This is a genomic window from Halobacteriovorax sp. RT-2-3, assembly GCF_047085075.1.
In the GTDB taxonomy this organism is placed as follows: Bacteria; Bdellovibrionota; Bacteriovoracia; order Bacteriovoracales; family Bacteriovoracaceae; genus Halobacteriovorax_A.
In genome coordinates, this window is record NZ_JBKIYF010000003.1 from 652147 (window position 1) to 669016 (window position 16870).

A 16870-nucleotide genomic window follows, 5' to 3' on the forward strand; every position below is an offset into this window, starting at 1 on the left:
TACTAGGGGCTAGTCCCCTAGTACTTTAAATATATCTGTAACTTTTCTTACGGGAATAATTTTCAATTTTGATTTTTGAGCAAAGTCTTTTGCTACTTTCGGTGAAGCAACCAACGTTTTATAATTAAGTTGTTCCATTTCTTTAATTCGCATTTCCATATGAGGAACAGTCCTAACTTCACCAGTAAGACCAACCTCCCCTAAAAAGACAGTATCTTTTGGAATTGGTTTTGATTTATAAGAACTTAGTAATGCTGCGATAATACTTAAGTCTGACTCACGTGTTGTAAGCTTCATGCTACCAACAACATTCACATAGATATCATTCATTCCCATTGGAATATTTGCATATTTTTCAATAATTGCAACCATCATTGCTACTCGATTATTATCTAGTCCCTGTGTCGTACGACGGCCACTACCAAATTTATTTTCTGCAACTAAGGCTTGAACTTCTACAAATAAAGGTCTTGTTCCTTCTTTGATACAAGTTAAACTTTTTCCAAAACTATCCTCTAGATCATCATCCAAGAAAAACTGTGATGGATTTTTTACTTCATTAAGCCCATCTTCTTGCATTTCAAAAATACCTACTTCATTTGTATTTCCAAAACGATTCTTGATTGCTCTAAGCATTCTATAATGACCAAATTGATCACCTTCAAAATAGATAACAGTATCCACCATATGCTCAAGAATCTTTGGCCCCGCAATAGCACCGTCTTTAGTAATATGACCTACGATAAAACAAGTAATCCCTGTAGCTTTGACGTGATTCATTAATTCATATGTAACTTCTCGAATTTGTGAAACAGTACCTGGAGGCGATTGTAGCTCACTAGAAGTAGTCGTTTGGATTGAATCAAGAACCATAAAACGTGGTTTAATTTTTTTAATTTGATTTAAAATATTTTGCCAGTTTGTTTCATTATAAATATAAAACGAATCATTTTTAAGGCCCATGCGTTTAGCACGTCCAGCAACCTGTCCTTCACTTTCTTCACCACTCACATAAAGAAAGCTCTGATCACTTTGTTGTCCTGAAAGCTTAGATAACATTTCAGTCAGTAAAGTCGATTTCCCAATACCAGGCTCTCCTCCAATGAGAATAAGTGATCCTGGAACAAGTCCTCCACCGACAACTCTATCAAATTCACCAATACCAGTACTAACTCGATTATAAGTTTCAACTTCAATTTCTTTGAGTTTCTTTGGTGCTGTTTCACCTACGGCCTTTACTTTTATACTCTCTTGTACTGGAGTAAATGTTTCTTCGACAAAACTATTCCACTCACCACAGTCAGTACAACGACCCATCCACTTTGCAGTTTGAAATCCACAATTCGAACATTCAAAAACTTTTTTACTTTTCTTGGCCATTAGCTAATCATTCCCATTACTTCATCTTCAGTTTTAATTGAAATACCTAAATCTAATGCCTTCTTATACTTAGAAGATTTAGCTTCTGTTTCATTTGTAAGAAGAATATCTGTATTCTTACTAACTGAACCAACTGGTGTACCACCAGCTGCTTTAATATCTTTTTCGATATCGCTACGTTTACGTGATAGAGAACCAGTAATACAAATTTTTAAACCAGCCAATCCTGTACCAACTTCTTCTTCAATTACTTCAAATGTGAAACCTAATTCTTGCAAATTATTAATTAAATCTCTCTTCTCTTGTAGTGAGTTTACAAAAGTTGTTGCAGATTTTTCTGCAAACCCTTCTAAAGTTGCAAGTTCATCTGCATTCATATTTAAAAGTTTTTCAATTGAATCAAACCCACCATGTACAACTTTTTCACACTTATTATAGGCTCCGCCAGTAATACCGAGAGCTGATATAAATGTAATCAAATCAGCTTTCTTTGATCCTTCAATACTTGTTAGAAGTTTAGTTGCTAACTTATCTTTTACTTTATCCAAAGTTAAAAGTTGATCCATCTCTAACTTATAGAGATCTTCGATTGTCATAACTAATTTCTTACGAATCATCTCTTCAAGACGCTTTGAGCTTAAATCATCGATTCCAATTTTTTGAATAAAATTTAAGATCGCTTCTTTTACTTGAGCGGGACATGCAGGATTCTTACAAAACAAGCGAATATCTTCGATAATTACTTTTGACTCACAACTAGGACAACATTCTGGAATAGTGAAATCATTTTCAGATTCTTCGATAGTTTGTAAAAACTTTGGAATTACCTCTCCACTCCTAATAATTTCAATTTTATCTCCGGCCTTTAAATTATGTTGTTTTACCATTCCATAATTATGTAATGTCACACGGGATATAACTGCTCCACTAATTGAAACAGGTTCAACTTCACCAACAGGTGTTAAGATTCCATTTCTAGAAACTTGCCACGTTATCGATTTAAGAATTGTTTGTACTGTTTCCCCTTCAAATTTAAATGCCATTTTATAGCGAGGGTGATGAGCAGTTTCTCCAAGTTCATCATGAAGTTTAATTTCATTATATACAAAGACCAGTCCATCAATAAGATATTCACCATTGGCCATGAAATCTTTTGCGTCTTCAATTGCAGACTCGTAATCTTTCTTTGTATGCATAAGTGTATATTCTAGAATATCGAAATCTTCTTTTTTAAGAGTCTCGTACTTTTGACTTTCTTTATCGAAATCTATGCCGATTAAATCAAATGCTTTAAAATTTATAAAAGAACAAAGACTAATATTTTCTTTACGTCCAACAAGCCCAGCTACGATATTGCGTTGAGAAGATGGCCTTTCTAATCCCTGAGCAACCATCGTTTCAGAAAGGTGAAAAAATGATTCTTCATCACAATACATCTCACCTCTAATTTCTATTCTTTCTTTAATAGAGATGGATCCAGGAACACCCTTCATCCATTGAACTTTTTGAGTGATATTCTCACCATAAGTTCCATCACCTCTAGTCTTTGCTAAAACTAGATGACCATCTTCATAGATAAGCGAACAAGAAACACCATCAACCTTATAGATTCCTAAAACTTCGTATTCCTTTGCCCAAGAAATAAGTTCTTCCATCTTATAAGTCTTACCAAGTGATAACATTTTCTTATCATGTTTCACTTTATCAAGTGACGTTATAGTTGAGCCTACTAAATTAAGTACAGAGTTCTCAGGATCAAGTTCTCTTAACTCATCTTCTAATTTGTCATATTCACTATCAGAAATTTCTGGTTTACCAGCATAGTATAATGCCTTATGGATCTTTATTTGATCTGCTAATTCTTTTATACGCTTCATTTTATTCTCGTCTAATTTTAGAAAGTCTTTTTAGAACGCAAACTTCACTCCGCCCTTTAAGGCCGTGTTTTTAACAGTTACTTTCGTACCATCGCTTGCAAATTCAGCTTTATCACTTAGGTAGTCAATTCCACCATAGAGATTAATATTTGGTCCGTACTTATACTCGACACCTGCAGCTACGTGAAAGTTACTCGTATCTTTTGCACTACCAAAGATCGAAACATCTTCTTCGTATCCAGGATCAAGCATGAAGTCGAATTGAAAATATACACGTACACCGCGAATAAGAGGCATACTTGCTCTTGCACCAACTAATAGGCCACTAAAATTAATTTCTGTGAAACCATCTGCAACTTGATTATCAAAACCATGAGTATATGATCCATAACCAAAAAAGACATCGACTTGTGGCCCATAGAAAAAGCCCATCGGAAGGTATTTATATCCAAATAGAAGTCTAAAACGAGAAGAATCCATTGAATTAGAATCTGAAACAAGATTTCCAGCATCCTTAGAATACTTTCCAAAACCTTTTTCTAACTCTAAGCCCACCCAGTAATTTCTCGTTACCCAAAGTTCACCGTCAAAGGCAATTGCAAAGTCCACACCATTAATTGATTTTGTACCATTTGAAATTGATGAGTTATTATTTGAGCCTGTCCCAATTTTTAGAGCAAGACCAAATTCCCCTAATCTTCCAAAAGAAGAAGTACGATCATTTCCTTCGACTGGATCATACTTTAAGTCTCTTTTTTCAGAATCTTTTGTATTCTTAGAAATTAATACCCAATCTTCAGCTTGAATTAAGCTTTTATCTTCATAACGTAAAACTTTTACTTGTGATAAAGATTCACCTACGTGAATAATTCTTCCAGTTGCTATTGTTTTCGTTTCCCAATCAACAACCTCTTGTAAAAGAGGGTGCTTGCGACGACGCATTGGACGAACAACTTTTACTTCATAATCAGTAAAAATTCCTGCATCTTTACCGAGATCAATTGAAAATTGCTGACCTAAAACACCTAAGACTCGGGCATCATATGGGATTTGTTTTTCATATTGATCAAGCCAATTATTTGCAGTTTGTGCAATTAGTCCTGGATCATCACTATTAAGCTCAATCTTTTCATTGAAGTAGATATCTTTTCCATTGGCCCCAAAGATTTGCATATTTACTGCAACACCTTTTGGAAGACTTTCTATTTTAACCTTGATTAATGAACCTGCATTTGTTTTTTCAGAAACAAGTTTTAAAACCTTTGGGTTCTCTAAAGCTGCATCAAGATTTTTTTTATAATTTGATAAGATATTTATAATTTCAGAGTTGTATTGGTAGTAACACCAACGAGAAGATTTCAAATAACCTTCTATTTTAGCAAAGACTTCATAACCAAGAGCGCCACCGACAGAATCTCTAACAGGTAGGATCATACAACGACGAGCACTTGGAGCAGCTAAAGTATCAACTGCTAAAATAAGAAGTAAACTAGTTATAAGTAATTTGATTGTTTTCATTGAGACGACCTTCGTAGAGATCTACGAGCATTTTATATTCATTATTTTCTTGCTTGGTTTTAATTAATTCTTTTTTAAGAAGTTCATGTTCTTCTTGTAAACGCTTTAGGTATACGATGGCGTTCGATGCACTTAGTGAATCGTTATATTCCCACTCGTTCATTTGAATCAGATATTTACCCTGATCAAATTTCCAAATTAATTTATCTCTTTTTATGTAGCGACGAATTGTTGATATTGAGATTCCCTTCAACAATGAATAGTCATTTATGTCCATCCAAATCATTTCTTAATTTTAACCAACTTGACGTGCTTTGCCAAAAATTATCAATACATAAATTCGTATTTCGAGTATAATTTTTTTATGAACAGAGTTGATATAGAAAACTTCAGGAATAAAAAGACTGCCTTAGTTCTCTCTGGCGGTGTCGTAAAGGCTGCCGCATGGCACCTTGGAGTAAGCTGGGCCCTTCACGATCTTGGTTTCACATTTAAGCACAATCATTCGGATGTAAATCCAGATTACGAAATATCAACATATGTTGGCTCAAGTGCAGGTGCTCTAATTAGTCTCTTCTTAGCCTCGGGTCACTCACCACTTGAAGTTATTGAAGCTTTTATTCAAAAAAACAAAACAGGTTTGAAACCAATTACATATAAGGACATGCTCTCTTTAAAGAGACCTAGTCTAAAGCCTCACCATCCGAATCTCTACGATCCATTGGATGGCTTTCCACTTGTTATCAAAAGTCTTTTGAAACCAATCATGACAGTCTCAGGACTATTTTCCACAACAGGACTGCACGACTACATAATTGAAAACGTAATAAAATCGAACAATTTCGATGACTATGATGCGGATCTTTTTATCATTGCAACACAATTAGATAATTCGCGAAAGACAATATTTTCTCGCTATAATTACCCTAATCCTAGCCATGATCCGACGGCACACTACTATACTGATATACCAATTGCTGAGGCTGCAACTGCTTCAATGAGTGTACCGCCATTCTATACGCCTTATCCAATTCATAACACTGTTACAGATACGACAGATTTCTATATTGATGGTGAAATTCGTGAAACACTTTCAACTCACGTTGCCGTTGATAATAGTTGTGAATATATCATTTCAAGCTGGACCCATACGCCTTATCACTATCAAGATGAAATTGGCTCCCTTGCTAACTATGGCCTTCCTGCCATTTGTACGCAGGCTATTTACTTAATGATTCAAAAGAAAATTGTTGATTCAAGAGCAAGACGTATAGCCGCACAGGATATTATTGATACTGTAAATCAGTATATGCTCAATGAAAAATTTAGTAATGAACAACGTCGTCATATAACATCAATTATTGAGCGAAAACTAAACTTTAATCCTGATGTAAAACTCATCGATATCTTTCCTAAGCATGATGACTACAACCTCTTCTTCGCTGATATCTTCAGCTTAAATCCAAAGAAGATGACTAAGATGCTTGAAGCTGGCTACAAGCGAACGATGGAAATATTTAATAATAAAGAATACGAATCTTAAAAATTCAATGAAATAAAAGAAGGCCCACTAATGTGGGCCTTCATATTTAAAATCTTTTATTAATTAAAGATCAAGTGGTAGTGAAACACCAACTAAGATTTCTTTTGTATCAAAGTCTGGGAAACCACCAGCACCATCATAGCTCAATGCACGGTACTCTAAGTTAAGTGAAACAAATGGAAGCATTGTAAAACCAACACCAACAGCAACTCCCGAACCATCAAAAGTTACAGCTCCAGCATCAATTTCAGATGATAGGTAATAACTTGCATATCCTCTAAGTAGGATAGGAAGATCAACAGCTACGAATAGTCCAAAGTTTGTTGTATCAAAATCAGTGTCACCTGTATTATCTTCAGCCGTATATGAACCCATATTGTAATCAAGTCCAAAACTTACCAGCATAGGAAGTGAATAACCTAGGCGGCCACCAATATTTGTACCAGTCGTATCATCACCATCAGTATCACCTAGAATATTATACGCTAGGTACGGCTCAACATAAATTCCAGCTTGCGCTTGGAAACCAGCAATCATAATCATCATTGCAACTAAAATCTTTTTCATACAATCTCCTCATAAGATAAATCTAGTAATATTCTCTCAAACTAGATATTTTCAATAATATATAAACCTTCAGTACAGAAACTTTGCGTGTATTGAATACTTCCTTCCCCAGAATCTATTTTCGTATTCAAAATTCCATAATCATGAGAAATAATAAAAACCTTCTCCGTTAAGCCTGTAATTTCAGCACTAACTGTTCCATCTTTATCCATATAATAAAAATCATATGATCCTGATGGACTTATCGAAGAAATATAAGCTTCAAAACTAACGAGTGGCTTATTCAAATTAACTTGAATAACACAAGCTCCATTATCCGCCCGGTTTTGAAATAGCTCCTTCAAATAATCGATATATTCAATAGAAGGTATCACCACCTTCTTAATGTCATTAAAGCCAACAAAGACCGAAGTTTCTTTGCCAACTTCAATATAGTGTTTAAAACTAGCGTCCCGCAATGGGGTAAGAATTTTATAGCGATTTAGTCCTACCTTAGAAGCAGTGATCTCACGATTAAAATAACGAATATCGCTATCGTTCAAGTTCATTGATTGTAAGGTCTTGGCCGCCAAATTTTCTTCATAAACAGAAAAATTAATGGCCTTTGCATCTAATAAATATGGCGCTTCGTAAGTAATTTCATCTTGAACAAGATGAATAATTTTTTGCGCAACTTTGCCTTTGAAATCCATATACTTAATTAAGTGATTACCCAATTCAACATCAAGATAGAGTTCATAAACAAATGAATCCCCAGGATCAACTTCTTTGAAATTTCGATCAAGATATACTTTTTTCTTAAAGGATCCCATAAAGGTGGAAGTATCTATTTTATCACCTAAATCAACTAGAATATGTGCACCACTATGCTCTTTTACTTTGTTTCTCTCTAAGATCTTACGTAGATAATCAGAATTGATTACAGGGATATCGAAGGTCGTTTCGCTTCGAGCGCTAAGTTCAAAATTTGTTCTAATTATATCTCTGGCAGCAATAGAGCCCCTAAATGTAGAAAAACTATCGTCACTAGATATCGGAATTAGAACTTCTCCAGTTCCAGAATCAGTAAATAATTCATTTAAATTATATGTAGGTACTAAATCAAAATCTGTAAGATTATTTTTCGAAATACCCTTCTCGCCAAACTCACGCAACTTAACTTTAAAATTAGAAACCGCTTTCTTTTTACGAGCAGCTGACTGAATAAAGCTTGAGAAATCAATTACAGGCTTATAATTCTTTGGCCCTAAAGCCTGTTTAGATACACCTTTAACTATTGGTGCTTTAAACTGTGGAGTTTTTGCAGTTGCATCTTTCTTAGCGTCTTGAGCACCATAGGAAAAAAAGACGAGATCATCACTCTCTTTAATATTGCCACTTACCTTAGCGCCTTTTTGTACTCCTGAGCTTGCTAATACAATCTCATCTGTTTCCACCTCACCCTGATAAGCAATAGGAGGAACAAATTTTTTGTGAAGTTCAAATGTTTCTCTAAGGTCAAATTTCTTTGGCTTAAGAGTAACTATATCTCCGCCTGTTAATGCATAAGCATTAGCTACTAATAAAGAAATAAAGATACAAATAAACCTAATAATCATTAGCTCTATTTTCGCATCATTAGGTTATTTAGAACTTAGGTGGCAGATTTTGCCGAGTGAAGTAGAAAAAGAAAGGCCCTGTTTCCAGGGCCTAATCTATTATTTCGAAATTTGCTTAACTAGTTGTAACCTAAGTTGCGCTCTATCAAGCTTACGACGGAATTTAACTAGATCTTCATCAGTTAAAGTACCTTTCAGCTTCTCACGAGCGTAAATTAGTGCATTTGTAGCTCTTTCCTCATCAATTTGACAATCTTCTTCAGAAGTCATTGATAGGATAGTAATTTGGTCGTTTAAAACCTTTACGATACCGTTAGTAACAGTGAAAAATCTTTCCGAATCATCACCATGTACAGCAACGCTACCAGTAGCTAGCTTCTCAACAATGTGAGTGTGACCTGCAAGAACTTCGATTTCACCCTTTAGAGTAGGAACGAAAACAGAGTCTGCTGGTACGTTCTTCGCAACAACTGAGCTAGGCGTTAGAATATTTACAACAAAGTTACTCATCATTTAATCCTTTGCGTAGTTCCATGGGTTACCCCATGGAACTTGCTACTTATTAAGCATCCTTCTTAAGTTGTTCCCACTTTTCATATACCATGTTTAGGTTACCAACAAGGTAGAAAGCTTGCTCAGGAACTTCATCACACTCACCAGCTAGGATAGCTTTGAATGCTTTGATCGTATCGTTGATATCAACGAATTGACCTGGGATACCTGTAAACTGCTCAGCAACGAAGAATGGTTGAGAAAGGAATTTCTCAATCTTTCTTGCACGACCAACTAGAATTTTATCTTCTTCAGAAAGTTCGTCCATACCAAGAATCGCGATGATATCTTGAAGCTCTTTATATCTTTGAAGGATCTGTTGAACTGAACGAGCAGTATCATAGTGATCGTCACCAAGGATAGCTGGAGATAGAATTGTTGAAGATGATGTTAGTGGGTCTACCGCTGGGTAGATACCTTTTTCAGCAATTGAACGTGAAAGTTCAGTAGTCGCATCTAAGTGAGCGAATGTAGTTGCTGGAGCCGGGTCAGTATAGTCATCGGCAGGTACGTATACAGCTTGGATAGAAGTAATCGAACCATCTTTAGTTGAAGTAATACGCTCCTGCATAGCACCCATCTCAGTACCAAGAGTTGGTTGGTAACCTACGGCAGATGGAATACGTCCAAGTAGTGCAGATACCTCTGAACCAGCTTGAGTAAAACGGAAGATATTATCAACGAAGAATAGTACGTCTTGTTTTTCTTCATCACGGAAGTATTCCGCTAGAGAAAGACCAGTAAGAGCAACACGAGCACGTGCACCTGGTGGCTCGTTCATCTGACCGTATACCAGTGCAGTTTTATCGATAACCCCAGACTCTTTCATTTCTTCGTAAAGGTCGTTTCCTTCACGAGTTCTTTCACCAACACCAGCGAATACAGAGAAACCACCGTGTTGAGTAGCAATGTTGTTGATAAGTTCCATAATAAGAACTGTTTTACCAACACCAGCACCACCGAATAGACCAATCTTTCCACCTTTTAAGTATGGAGCAAGAAGGTCAATAACTTTAATACCAGTAAAGAATGGCTCAAGTTTTGTTGATTGATTTTCAAATGATGGAGCTTCTCTGTGGATTGAGTAAGATTTTTTATTACCTAATTCACCAGCTTCATCAATCGCTTCACCAACTACGTTGATGATACGACCAAGACATTCACGACCTACAGGTGCTTGAATTGGAGCACCAGTGTCAGATACAACTAAACCTCTTGATAGACCTTCAGTTTGGTCCATAGCGATCGTTCTAACAACGTTATCACCTAGGTGAGTTGCAACTTCAAGAACAAGGTTATTTTCTTTGTCGTTGATTGTTGAGTTTGTAACTAAAAGGGCGTTATAGATTTCCGGTAAATTTCCATCAGCAAATTCAACGTCTACAACAGGACCCATAACTTGACGAATAACACCTTTTGCTTGTGACATTCTACGCTCCTTAACCATTGAGGGACTCAGCACCAGATACAACTTCAATAAGTTCAGTTGTAATCGCCGCTTGTCTCAATTTATTCATTTTAATAGTTAGTGTTCTAATTGCATCTTTACAGTTTCCAACGGCACTATCCATTGCTGACATACGTGATCCATGCTCTGCTGCTGTAGCATCTAATACTGCAGTCCACATTGCACTCGTGTACGCCTCTGGGATTAGGCCATCTAAAATACTTTCCGCACCAGGGTTGTATCTGAAATCAAACGGATACTTTTCCTTTAGCTCATCTCTTTCAGATGAATCAAGAGTCATTGGAAGTACTTGTTTAACTGTTGGCTCGATTTGAATTGCAGAATGGAAAATGTTGTAAGCAACACTTACCTTTCCTACTTCACCAGTTGCAAAAAGTTCTGAAAGCTTATTAGCAATCGTTTGAACTTCATGAAATTGTGGTTCAGTTCTTTCAAAACCGTATGATTCACCAGCGTTAACAAGTTTCACAACAAGTTCTTTTACCTTAGTACCAATAAAGTGCACTTCAAGGTTGTTTGTATCTTCATGGTTTGCAATATAAGCCTTAACAGCTTTTGCAAGACCAGAGTTATAACCACCACAAAGACCTTTATTTGAAGAGATTACAAGAAGTACTTCTTTCTTAGATTCGTTATTATTTAAGAAAGAGTGATTGTAACCTTCTACTAAAGCAGAAATTGTTTTAATTGAATCTTCTAATTCATTTGCATAAGGACGCGCATTCAGAATAGCATTCTGAGCCTTGTTTAGCTTTGCAGCTGAAACAAGTTTCATAGCTTCCGTAATCTTTAAAGTACCCTTAGTACTTTTGATTTTCTTTTTAAGATCCTTAATATTTGCCATTATGGCTCCTCAATTAATTAGTAGTTCTTACTTGCAATAAATTCTTTAATTGCAGTTGCTAATTTACCATCATTCTCACCAGAGATTTGTTTCTCTGATCTTAGTGAACTCATAAGATCTGAGTGAGAAGTATTTAGGTGATCTAGAAGATCTTTTTCAGCATCTCTTACTCTATCAACAGGTACTGAATCGAACATACCTTTTGTACCAGCGTATACAGATACAGTTTGATCGATAACATCAAATGGAGAATATTGTGCTTGCTTAAGTAGCTCAACAAGTCTCTCACCTTTTGAAAGTTGTTTTTGAGTAGCTTCGTCTAGATCTGAACCGAAAGCCGCGAAAGCTTGAAGTTCACGGTACTGAGCAAGATCAAGTCTTAATGTACCAGCAACTTTTTTCATTGCTTTAATCTGAGCAGAACCACCAACACGTGATACCGAAATACCAACGTTAACAGCTGGACGGATACCTGAGTTGAAAAGGTCACCTTCTAGGAAGATCTGACCATCTGTAATCGAGATTACGTTTGTTGGAATATATGCAGAAACGTCACCTTCTTGAGTTTCAATAACTGGAAGTGCAGTTAGTGAACCAGCTCCTAGGTCATCAGATAGTTTCGCCGCACGCTCAAGTAGTCTTGAGTGACAGTAGAAAACGTCCCCTGGGAATGCTTCACGTCCTGGTGGACGTCTAAGAAGTAGTGAAAGCTGACGATATGCTTGTGCTTGCTTTGTTAAATCATCATAAACGATTAGTGCGTGCTTACCGCTATCTCTGTAGTACTCACCCATTGTACAACCAGTATATGGTGCTAGGTACTGAAGAGGTGCAGAGTTAGAAGCAGTAGCAGATACGATGATTGTATAATCAAGAGCACCAGCTTCTTTTAGTTTTTGTTGTACTTGACGTACTGTTGAGTTCTTTTGACCAATAGCTACGTAGATACATACAACATCTTTACCTTTTTGGTTGATGATTGTATCGATTGCAACAGCAGTTTTACCTGTCTTTCTGTCACCAATGATAAGCTCACGTTGACCACGTCCGATTGGGATCATAGCGTCGATAGCTTTAATACCTGTTTGAAGTGGCTCATGTACAGATTTTCTACCTAGAATACCTGGAGCTTTAATTTCAACACGTCTTGAGTGTTCAGAAACGATTTCACCTTGTCCGTCGATTGGATTACCAATAGCATCAACAACACGACCTAAAAGAGCGTCACCTACTGGTACTTCAACGATCTTTTGAGTTCTTTTAACTGTTGAACCTTCTGTGATTTTTGGATCATCACCAAGAATAGCAACACCAACGTTGTTAGTTTCTAGGTTTAGAACCATACCTTTTGTACCTGTAGCAAATTCTACAAGCTCTCCGGCCATTACGTTTTTAAGACCGAAAACTCTAGCAACACCATCACCAACAGTAAGAACTGTACCTACTTCGTCTACTTGAAGTTTAGTTTCGAAGTTAGCAATTCTGTCTTTGATAATGCTCGTAATTTCTTCTGGATTCATTGACATCATTTACCTCTACAATAATTGGCCATTAGCCATTTATAATTGATTCTTTTAAAGTATTAAGTTGTTTATCTACAGATGCATCGATTTGATAGTCTTCAACTGTCACACGAACACCTGCTGTAATTTTTTCGTTTTTTGTATAAGTTAACTCAGGCTCTGATCCAAGTTGTGACTTAATAAAAGATTTAATCTTATTAAGTGACTCTGTATCAATTGAATCTGCATTACCTTCAATTGTTCCTCTCATGAAACCTCTTTCATGATCATCCATAACGATTACTTCTTTAAAGATGAGTGGAAGAATTCCAATTCTCTTTTCTTGAAGTAGGAAATTAATAAATGATTTTACAACTTGAGAAAGCCCTAACTTTGTTAATACGTCACTTATAACAGAAGCTTTTTCCTCAACAGTAAATACATCTAAAAACATTACGTTTTCTAGATCATTACTTGCATTGATTACTTCTGTAAGAGCAGTAAGCTCTTGTGCTGTATTAATATTAGACTCTTTACCTAGGCTGAAAATCGCTTTTGCATACGCTTTGGCTACATTCTTTTCTTTCATCTTACTAACCCTAGAACTATAGTCTTGAAATTAAATTGCTTGTTGCTTTATTTGATAATGAACTATCCGAATGAATTTTAGTTTTCGTTTTAGAAATAACTTCATCTAATAGCGATTCATTAAGTTGTTTAAGCATCATCTTCTTTTCAGATTCTAACTTGTGTGCAGAATCTACTTCCATTTTTTCCATTGATGCTTTGATTTCTTGAACATAAGTTTCTTCGAACTTTTCACCATCTTTTTTCGCATTAGTGATGATTTGTTCTTTCTCACCTTCGATATTATCTAGCTTAGCTTTTGAAGCTGATAATACTTTTTCTGCTTTTGCATCTTTTTCAGCTGCATACTCAACAAGATCCTTAATAGAATCTGCTTTTTCTACAAATGAATTTTTCATGAATGGAATAATCTTCCATGCCATAAAACCAAATACAATTGTGAAGTTAATTGCAGGAACAAGTAGGTCAGATAAGTGACCACCGTGGTATTCACCACCAGCTGCAAATACGATATTACTAAAAACTAGAGCTAATAATAATTTCATTTATTATCCTTATAATTTTAATGACTACTGTACAATTTTATCAACTAGAAGTGATGAAAGTTCATCAGCATCTTTCATGATTGCAACTTTCTTCTCTTCTAACTCTTGAGAGTATTTTGCCTTTTCAGAATTAGCTTCAGCTTCAAGCTTATTAGCAAGTTCTTTAACTTTAACAGCTTCACGCTTAGTAACTTCTTCTTTTCTATTTTGAATTAAATTAAAAGCTTCAGATTGTGCGCCTTCAATTTTAGACTTGTATTCTTTCTCTAATTCAGTTGCAAGACGAGTTTTTTCATCAGCACCTGATTCCATTTTAGTAGTTTTTGCTTCACGGTTTTCAAGAACTTCTTGAAGTTTAGACCAGATTAAGTTTCTTGTTACAAAATAAAGAACTGTAACGATGGCCAATTGAATGAAAAATGTAGAGTTGATACCTAGAGAGTTTAATACTGTATTGATAGTATCCATTAGTGACTACCCCAAATTGTGTAATAAGATTGGTTAAAAGTTCACTAATAATTAAACTTTATCTGGCCTATCGTCAAGCTAAACAGCTTTTTTCTGAATGTTTGTTAACATTTAATTAAGTTGTAAATAATCAAATTTATTTAATTATTTCTCGTCATGCATCTTCGTTGTACCATGGAAAATAACGCCGTCTTCCACAATAAGCGAAGGTGTAGTGATAGTCCCCTCGAAGCGAGCAGGCTTGATAATTTCGACGCGAGAAGTCGCTTTGATGTCGCCCTTAACGATTCCACTAATCATAATTACGTCAGCAATAATGTCTGCATTAATTACAGCGGCCTCGGAAATAATTACCGTGTCATTTGAAAAAATAGTTCCGTTCACAATTCCCGCAATACGCCCTACACCGTTCAGTGTAATATTTCCTTCGAGCTTACAACCATCTTCGATAATCGCTGCCATTGTTCCTTGTGTCATAAATCTACCCTTTCCGTGGCTGGTTCTATAGGACCATATTTGATTTGAAAAATGGTTCTATAGGACCGGCCATAAAGACTGGTCCCATAGGACCAATAAAAACATTATCTATTTAAAAGTAAGTATTCAAAAATATCATTAAATTCGGCTTCATTAGAGAATTTCAGTACAACTTCTCCACCACCGTTTTTATTTGTTTTAATCCCGAAATGATAACCAGTTTTTTGTTCTAACTTTTCTCTATATTGAGACATTTTTCCATTAAAAAAGTCGAAGTTATCATCTTCTTTGCCAACTTTTGTTGGTCTCTTAGCTGCTTTAATTAATTTTTCAGTTTCACGAACAGATAGATTATCAAGAGCTGCTTTATTTGCAATACGAATACAATCTTCTCTCTCTTTGATACTAGCAAGAATTTTTGCATGACCAAATGAAAGCTGATCCTTTTGGATTAATTCTACTACATCACGTGGAAGCTTAAGAATACGAAGGAAGTTAGCAATTGTAGATCTTTCCTTACCAACTTTTTTTGCAACTTCTTCTTGAGTTAAGTTGAAGTCTTCCATTAGTGCAAAGTAAGCAAGAGCTTCTTCTACACAGTTAAGATCTGATCTTTGTACGTTTTCAATGATCGACATAACCATTTTTTCACGATCAGTTGCTCTCTTTATTACGACAGGAACTTGAGTAAGACCTGCTAGTTTAGAAGCACGAAGTCTTCTTTCACCTGCAACAAGTTCATATCCATTATCGGCCTTAACAACGATTAGTGGTTGAATAACACCATTTTCTTTAATTGAGTTTGAAAGCTCGTGAAGCTCTTCTTCTTTAAAGATTTTTCTTGGTTGGTTTGGGTTTGCATGAATTACAGTAATATCAAGCATTGAAGGATTCGTTTCTACTTGTACAGCAGGAGTTGTATTAAGTGCTGGTTTAGCTGCTGCCGGATTATCTGCTGCAACTTTTTGTAGATCAGAAAAAGCTGCTTGAGCTTTTGATACTTGAGAAGAATTTTGTGTTCCTCCAAGTAAAGATCCCATTCCTTTTCCTAATGCCATTTTCTTAGCCATTCTCTCTTCCCCTTACCTATTGAATGTTACCAGCTAAAGTATTATCGATTTCATTAACCGATGGAACTTGTGGTAGCTCATTTTGAATTTCTACTGATTGTGCACGATCTTTAATAATAAGTTCCTTAGCTAGTGATAAGTAAGCTTCAGAACCTTTTGATTCAATATCGTAAAGGATAATTGGTTTACCAAAAGATGGACACTCGGCGAGTTTTACATTTCTAGGTATTACCGATTGAAATACTTTTTCGCCAAAGTGCCTTCTAATCTCTTCTGCAACTTGCTTGTGAAGAGACGCTCTTCCATCAAACATAGTAAGGACGATTCCGTCCATTTCTAATGTAGGATTTAAATTCGCTTTAATTAATTTTACAGTGTTTACTAGTTGGGCCAGACCTTCCATTGCAAGGTATTCAGTTTGCATCGGTACGATAAAGCTATGAGCAGCATTTAATGCGTTCACAGTTAAAAGACCAAGAGAAGGTGGACAATCAATTAGAATATAATCGTAAGCGTCCATAACAGGCATGAATGCAGTCTTTAATTTCGACTCTCTTGCAAATTCACTTACTAGTTCAATCTCTGCTCCCGATAAATTGTTATCAGAAGGACAGATATGTAGATTAGGTAATTCTGTTTCGTAAATACATTCACGAATATCTGTTTTACCAATCATTGCATGATAGATATTGCTTCCATTATGCTGCGCTGAATCAAGTCCTAAACTCACACTACCATTACCCTGAGGGTCTAAGTCAATTACCAGAGTTTTTTTCTCGGCTACTGCAAGGCAGGCAGCAAGGTTAATTGTAGTTGTTGTTTTACCAACACCACCCTTCTGATTCATGAGTGCAATAATTTTAGCCATTTATG

Annotated in this window: 17 protein-coding genes; 1 reads left to right on the forward strand and 16 read right to left on the reverse strand. The window is 35.8% G+C overall.

Annotated elements, in window-relative coordinates:
* Positions 1–9 precede the first annotated feature (9 nt).
* Genes radA through ACMAYX_RS13755 form a run of 4 tightly spaced genes read right to left on the reverse strand, consistent with a single transcriptional unit; the run spans position 10 to position 5061 of the window.
* Positions 10–1380, reverse strand: a complete 1371-nt coding sequence (gene radA, locus ACMAYX_RS13740; protein WP_103218624.1) for a DNA repair protein RadA — start codon at positions 1378–1380, stop codon at positions 10–12.
* Entirely contained in the window at positions 1380–3257 is a 1878-nt protein-coding gene (ligA, locus tag ACMAYX_RS13745; protein ID WP_412470999.1) for an NAD-dependent DNA ligase LigA, read from the reverse strand. The genes radA and ligA overlap by 1 nt, the downstream gene beginning before the upstream one ends.
* A 30-nt stretch (positions 3258–3287) precedes the next feature.
* Positions 3288–4775 carry a hypothetical protein gene (locus ACMAYX_RS13750; RefSeq protein ID WP_103218622.1) on the reverse strand — a complete coding sequence of 496 codons (1488 nt, stop codon included), beginning with the start codon at positions 4773–4775 and terminating at the stop codon, positions 3288–3290.
* Positions 4747–5061: a hypothetical protein gene (locus tag ACMAYX_RS13755; RefSeq protein ID WP_146037886.1), complete on the reverse strand. Its 315-nt coding sequence runs from the start codon at positions 5059–5061 to the stop codon at positions 4747–4749. Before ACMAYX_RS13755 ends, ACMAYX_RS13750 begins: the two co-directional genes overlap by 29 nt.
* A 78-nt stretch (positions 5062–5139) precedes the next feature.
* Here ACMAYX_RS13755 and ACMAYX_RS13760 point away from each other — a divergent pair, with 78 nt between their 5' ends.
* Entirely contained in the window at positions 5140–6318 is a 1179-nt protein-coding gene (locus tag ACMAYX_RS13760) for a patatin-like phospholipase family protein (protein WP_103218621.1), read from the forward strand.
* Positions 6319–6381: 63 nt separating this feature from the next.
* Here ACMAYX_RS13760 and ACMAYX_RS13765 read toward each other — a convergent pair whose 3' ends face one another.
* The 12 genes from ACMAYX_RS13765 to ACMAYX_RS13820 all read right to left on the reverse strand — a co-directional run bounded on the left by ACMAYX_RS13765 (position 6382) and on the right by ACMAYX_RS13820 (position 16865).
* Positions 6382–6885, reverse strand: a complete 504-nt coding sequence (locus ACMAYX_RS13765) for an outer membrane beta-barrel protein (RefSeq protein WP_412470503.1) — start codon at positions 6883–6885, stop codon at positions 6382–6384.
* Between the two features lie 41 nt (positions 6886–6926).
* On the reverse strand, positions 6927–8483 hold the full coding sequence (locus ACMAYX_RS13770) for a hypothetical protein (RefSeq protein WP_103218619.1): 1557 nt from the start codon (positions 8481–8483) through the stop codon (positions 6927–6929).
* Between the two features lie 99 nt (positions 8484–8582).
* Positions 8583–8993: an ATP synthase F1 subunit epsilon gene (gene atpC, locus ACMAYX_RS13775; protein ID WP_158246914.1), complete on the reverse strand. Its 411-nt coding sequence runs from the start codon at positions 8991–8993 to the stop codon at positions 8583–8585.
* Between the two features lie 52 nt (positions 8994–9045).
* On the reverse strand, positions 9046–10464 hold the full coding sequence (gene atpD / locus ACMAYX_RS13780) for a F0F1 ATP synthase subunit beta (protein ID WP_103218617.1): 1419 nt from the start codon (positions 10462–10464) through the stop codon (positions 9046–9048).
* A gap of 10 nt (positions 10465–10474) precedes the next feature.
* Positions 10475–11347 (reverse strand): ATP synthase F1 subunit gamma, encoded by an 873-nt coding sequence (gene atpG, locus ACMAYX_RS13785; protein WP_103218616.1) that lies wholly within the window; start codon positions 11345–11347, stop codon positions 10475–10477.
* Between the two features lie 17 nt (positions 11348–11364).
* The gene (gene atpA / locus ACMAYX_RS13790; RefSeq protein ID WP_103218615.1) at positions 11365–12873 is read right to left on the reverse strand and encodes a F0F1 ATP synthase subunit alpha; all 1509 of its coding nucleotides are present in this window, start codon (positions 12871–12873) and stop codon (positions 11365–11367) included.
* A 25-nt stretch (positions 12874–12898) separates the two neighbouring features.
* Entirely contained in the window at positions 12899–13438 is a 540-nt protein-coding gene (gene atpH, locus ACMAYX_RS13795; protein WP_103218614.1) for an ATP synthase F1 subunit delta, read from the reverse strand.
* 16 nt (positions 13439–13454) lie between these two features.
* On the reverse strand, positions 13455–13982 hold the full coding sequence (locus ACMAYX_RS13800) for an ATP synthase F0 subunit B (RefSeq protein ID WP_103218613.1): 528 nt from the start codon (positions 13980–13982) through the stop codon (positions 13455–13457).
* A 24-nt stretch (positions 13983–14006) separates the two neighbouring features.
* Positions 14007–14450, reverse strand: a complete 444-nt coding sequence (locus ACMAYX_RS13805; RefSeq protein ID WP_103218612.1) for a hypothetical protein — start codon at positions 14448–14450, stop codon at positions 14007–14009.
* Positions 14451–14594: 144 nt separating this feature from the next.
* Entirely contained in the window at positions 14595–14927 is a 333-nt protein-coding gene (locus ACMAYX_RS13810) for a bactofilin family protein (protein ID WP_103218611.1), read from the reverse strand.
* A gap of 104 nt (positions 14928–15031) precedes the next feature.
* Positions 15032–15997, reverse strand: coding sequence for a ParB/RepB/Spo0J family partition protein (locus tag ACMAYX_RS13815; protein WP_103218610.1), 966 nt, complete (start codon positions 15995–15997; stop codon positions 15032–15034).
* Between the two features lie 16 nt (positions 15998–16013).
* The gene (locus ACMAYX_RS13820) at positions 16014–16865 is read right to left on the reverse strand and encodes a ParA family protein (RefSeq protein WP_103218609.1); all 852 of its coding nucleotides are present in this window, start codon (positions 16863–16865) and stop codon (positions 16014–16016) included.
* Between the last annotated feature and the right edge of the window lie 5 nt (positions 16866–16870).

Coding starts and splice junctions, on each gene's coding strand:
- ACMAYX_RS13770 (WP_103218619.1), bottom strand. CDS start 8,483: ATGATTATTAGGTTTATTTGTATCTTTATTTCTTTATTAGTAGCTAAT.
- ACMAYX_RS13820 (WP_103218609.1), bottom strand. CDS start 16,865: ATGGCTAAAATTATTGCACTCATGAATCAGAAGGGTGGTGTTGGTAAA.
- atpH (WP_103218614.1), bottom strand. CDS start 13,438: ATGAAAGAAAAGAATGTAGCCAAAGCGTATGCAAAAGCGATTTTCAGC.
- ACMAYX_RS13810 (WP_103218611.1), bottom strand. CDS start 14,927: ATGACACAAGGAACAATGGCAGCGATTATCGAAGATGGTTGTAAGCTC.
- atpA (WP_103218615.1), bottom strand. CDS start 12,873: ATGTCAATGAATCCAGAAGAAATTACGAGCATTATCAAAGACAGAATT.
- ligA (WP_412470999.1), bottom strand. CDS start 3,257: ATGAAGCGTATAAAAGAATTAGCAGATCAAATAAAGATCCATAAGGCA.
- ACMAYX_RS13800 (WP_103218613.1), bottom strand. CDS start 13,982: ATGAAATTATTATTAGCTCTAGTTTTTAGTAATATCGTATTTGCAGCT.
- ACMAYX_RS13760 (WP_103218621.1), top strand. CDS start 5,140: ATGAACAGAGTTGATATAGAAAACTTCAGGAATAAAAAGACTGCCTTA.
- atpC (WP_158246914.1), bottom strand. CDS start 8,993: ATGAGTAACTTTGTTGTAAATATTCTAACGCCTAGCTCAGTTGTTGCG.
- ACMAYX_RS13765 (WP_412470503.1), bottom strand. CDS start 6,885: ATGAAAAAGATTTTAGTTGCAATGATGATTATGATTGCTGGTTTCCAA.
- atpD (WP_103218617.1), bottom strand. CDS start 10,464: ATGTCACAAGCAAAAGGTGTTATTCGTCAAGTTATGGGTCCTGTTGTA.
- atpG (WP_103218616.1), bottom strand. CDS start 11,347: ATGGCAAATATTAAGGATCTTAAAAAGAAAATCAAAAGTACTAAGGGT.
- radA (WP_103218624.1), bottom strand. CDS start 1,380: ATGGCCAAGAAAAGTAAAAAAGTTTTTGAATGTTCGAATTGTGGATTT.
- ACMAYX_RS13805 (WP_103218612.1), bottom strand. CDS start 14,450: ATGGATACTATCAATACAGTATTAAACTCTCTAGGTATCAACTCTACA.
- ACMAYX_RS13815 (WP_103218610.1), bottom strand. CDS start 15,997: ATGGCTAAGAAAATGGCATTAGGAAAAGGAATGGGATCTTTACTTGGA.
- ACMAYX_RS13755 (WP_146037886.1), bottom strand. CDS start 5,061: ATGATTTGGATGGACATAAATGACTATTCATTGTTGAAGGGAATCTCA.
- ACMAYX_RS13750 (WP_103218622.1), bottom strand. CDS start 4,775: ATGAAAACAATCAAATTACTTATAACTAGTTTACTTCTTATTTTAGCA.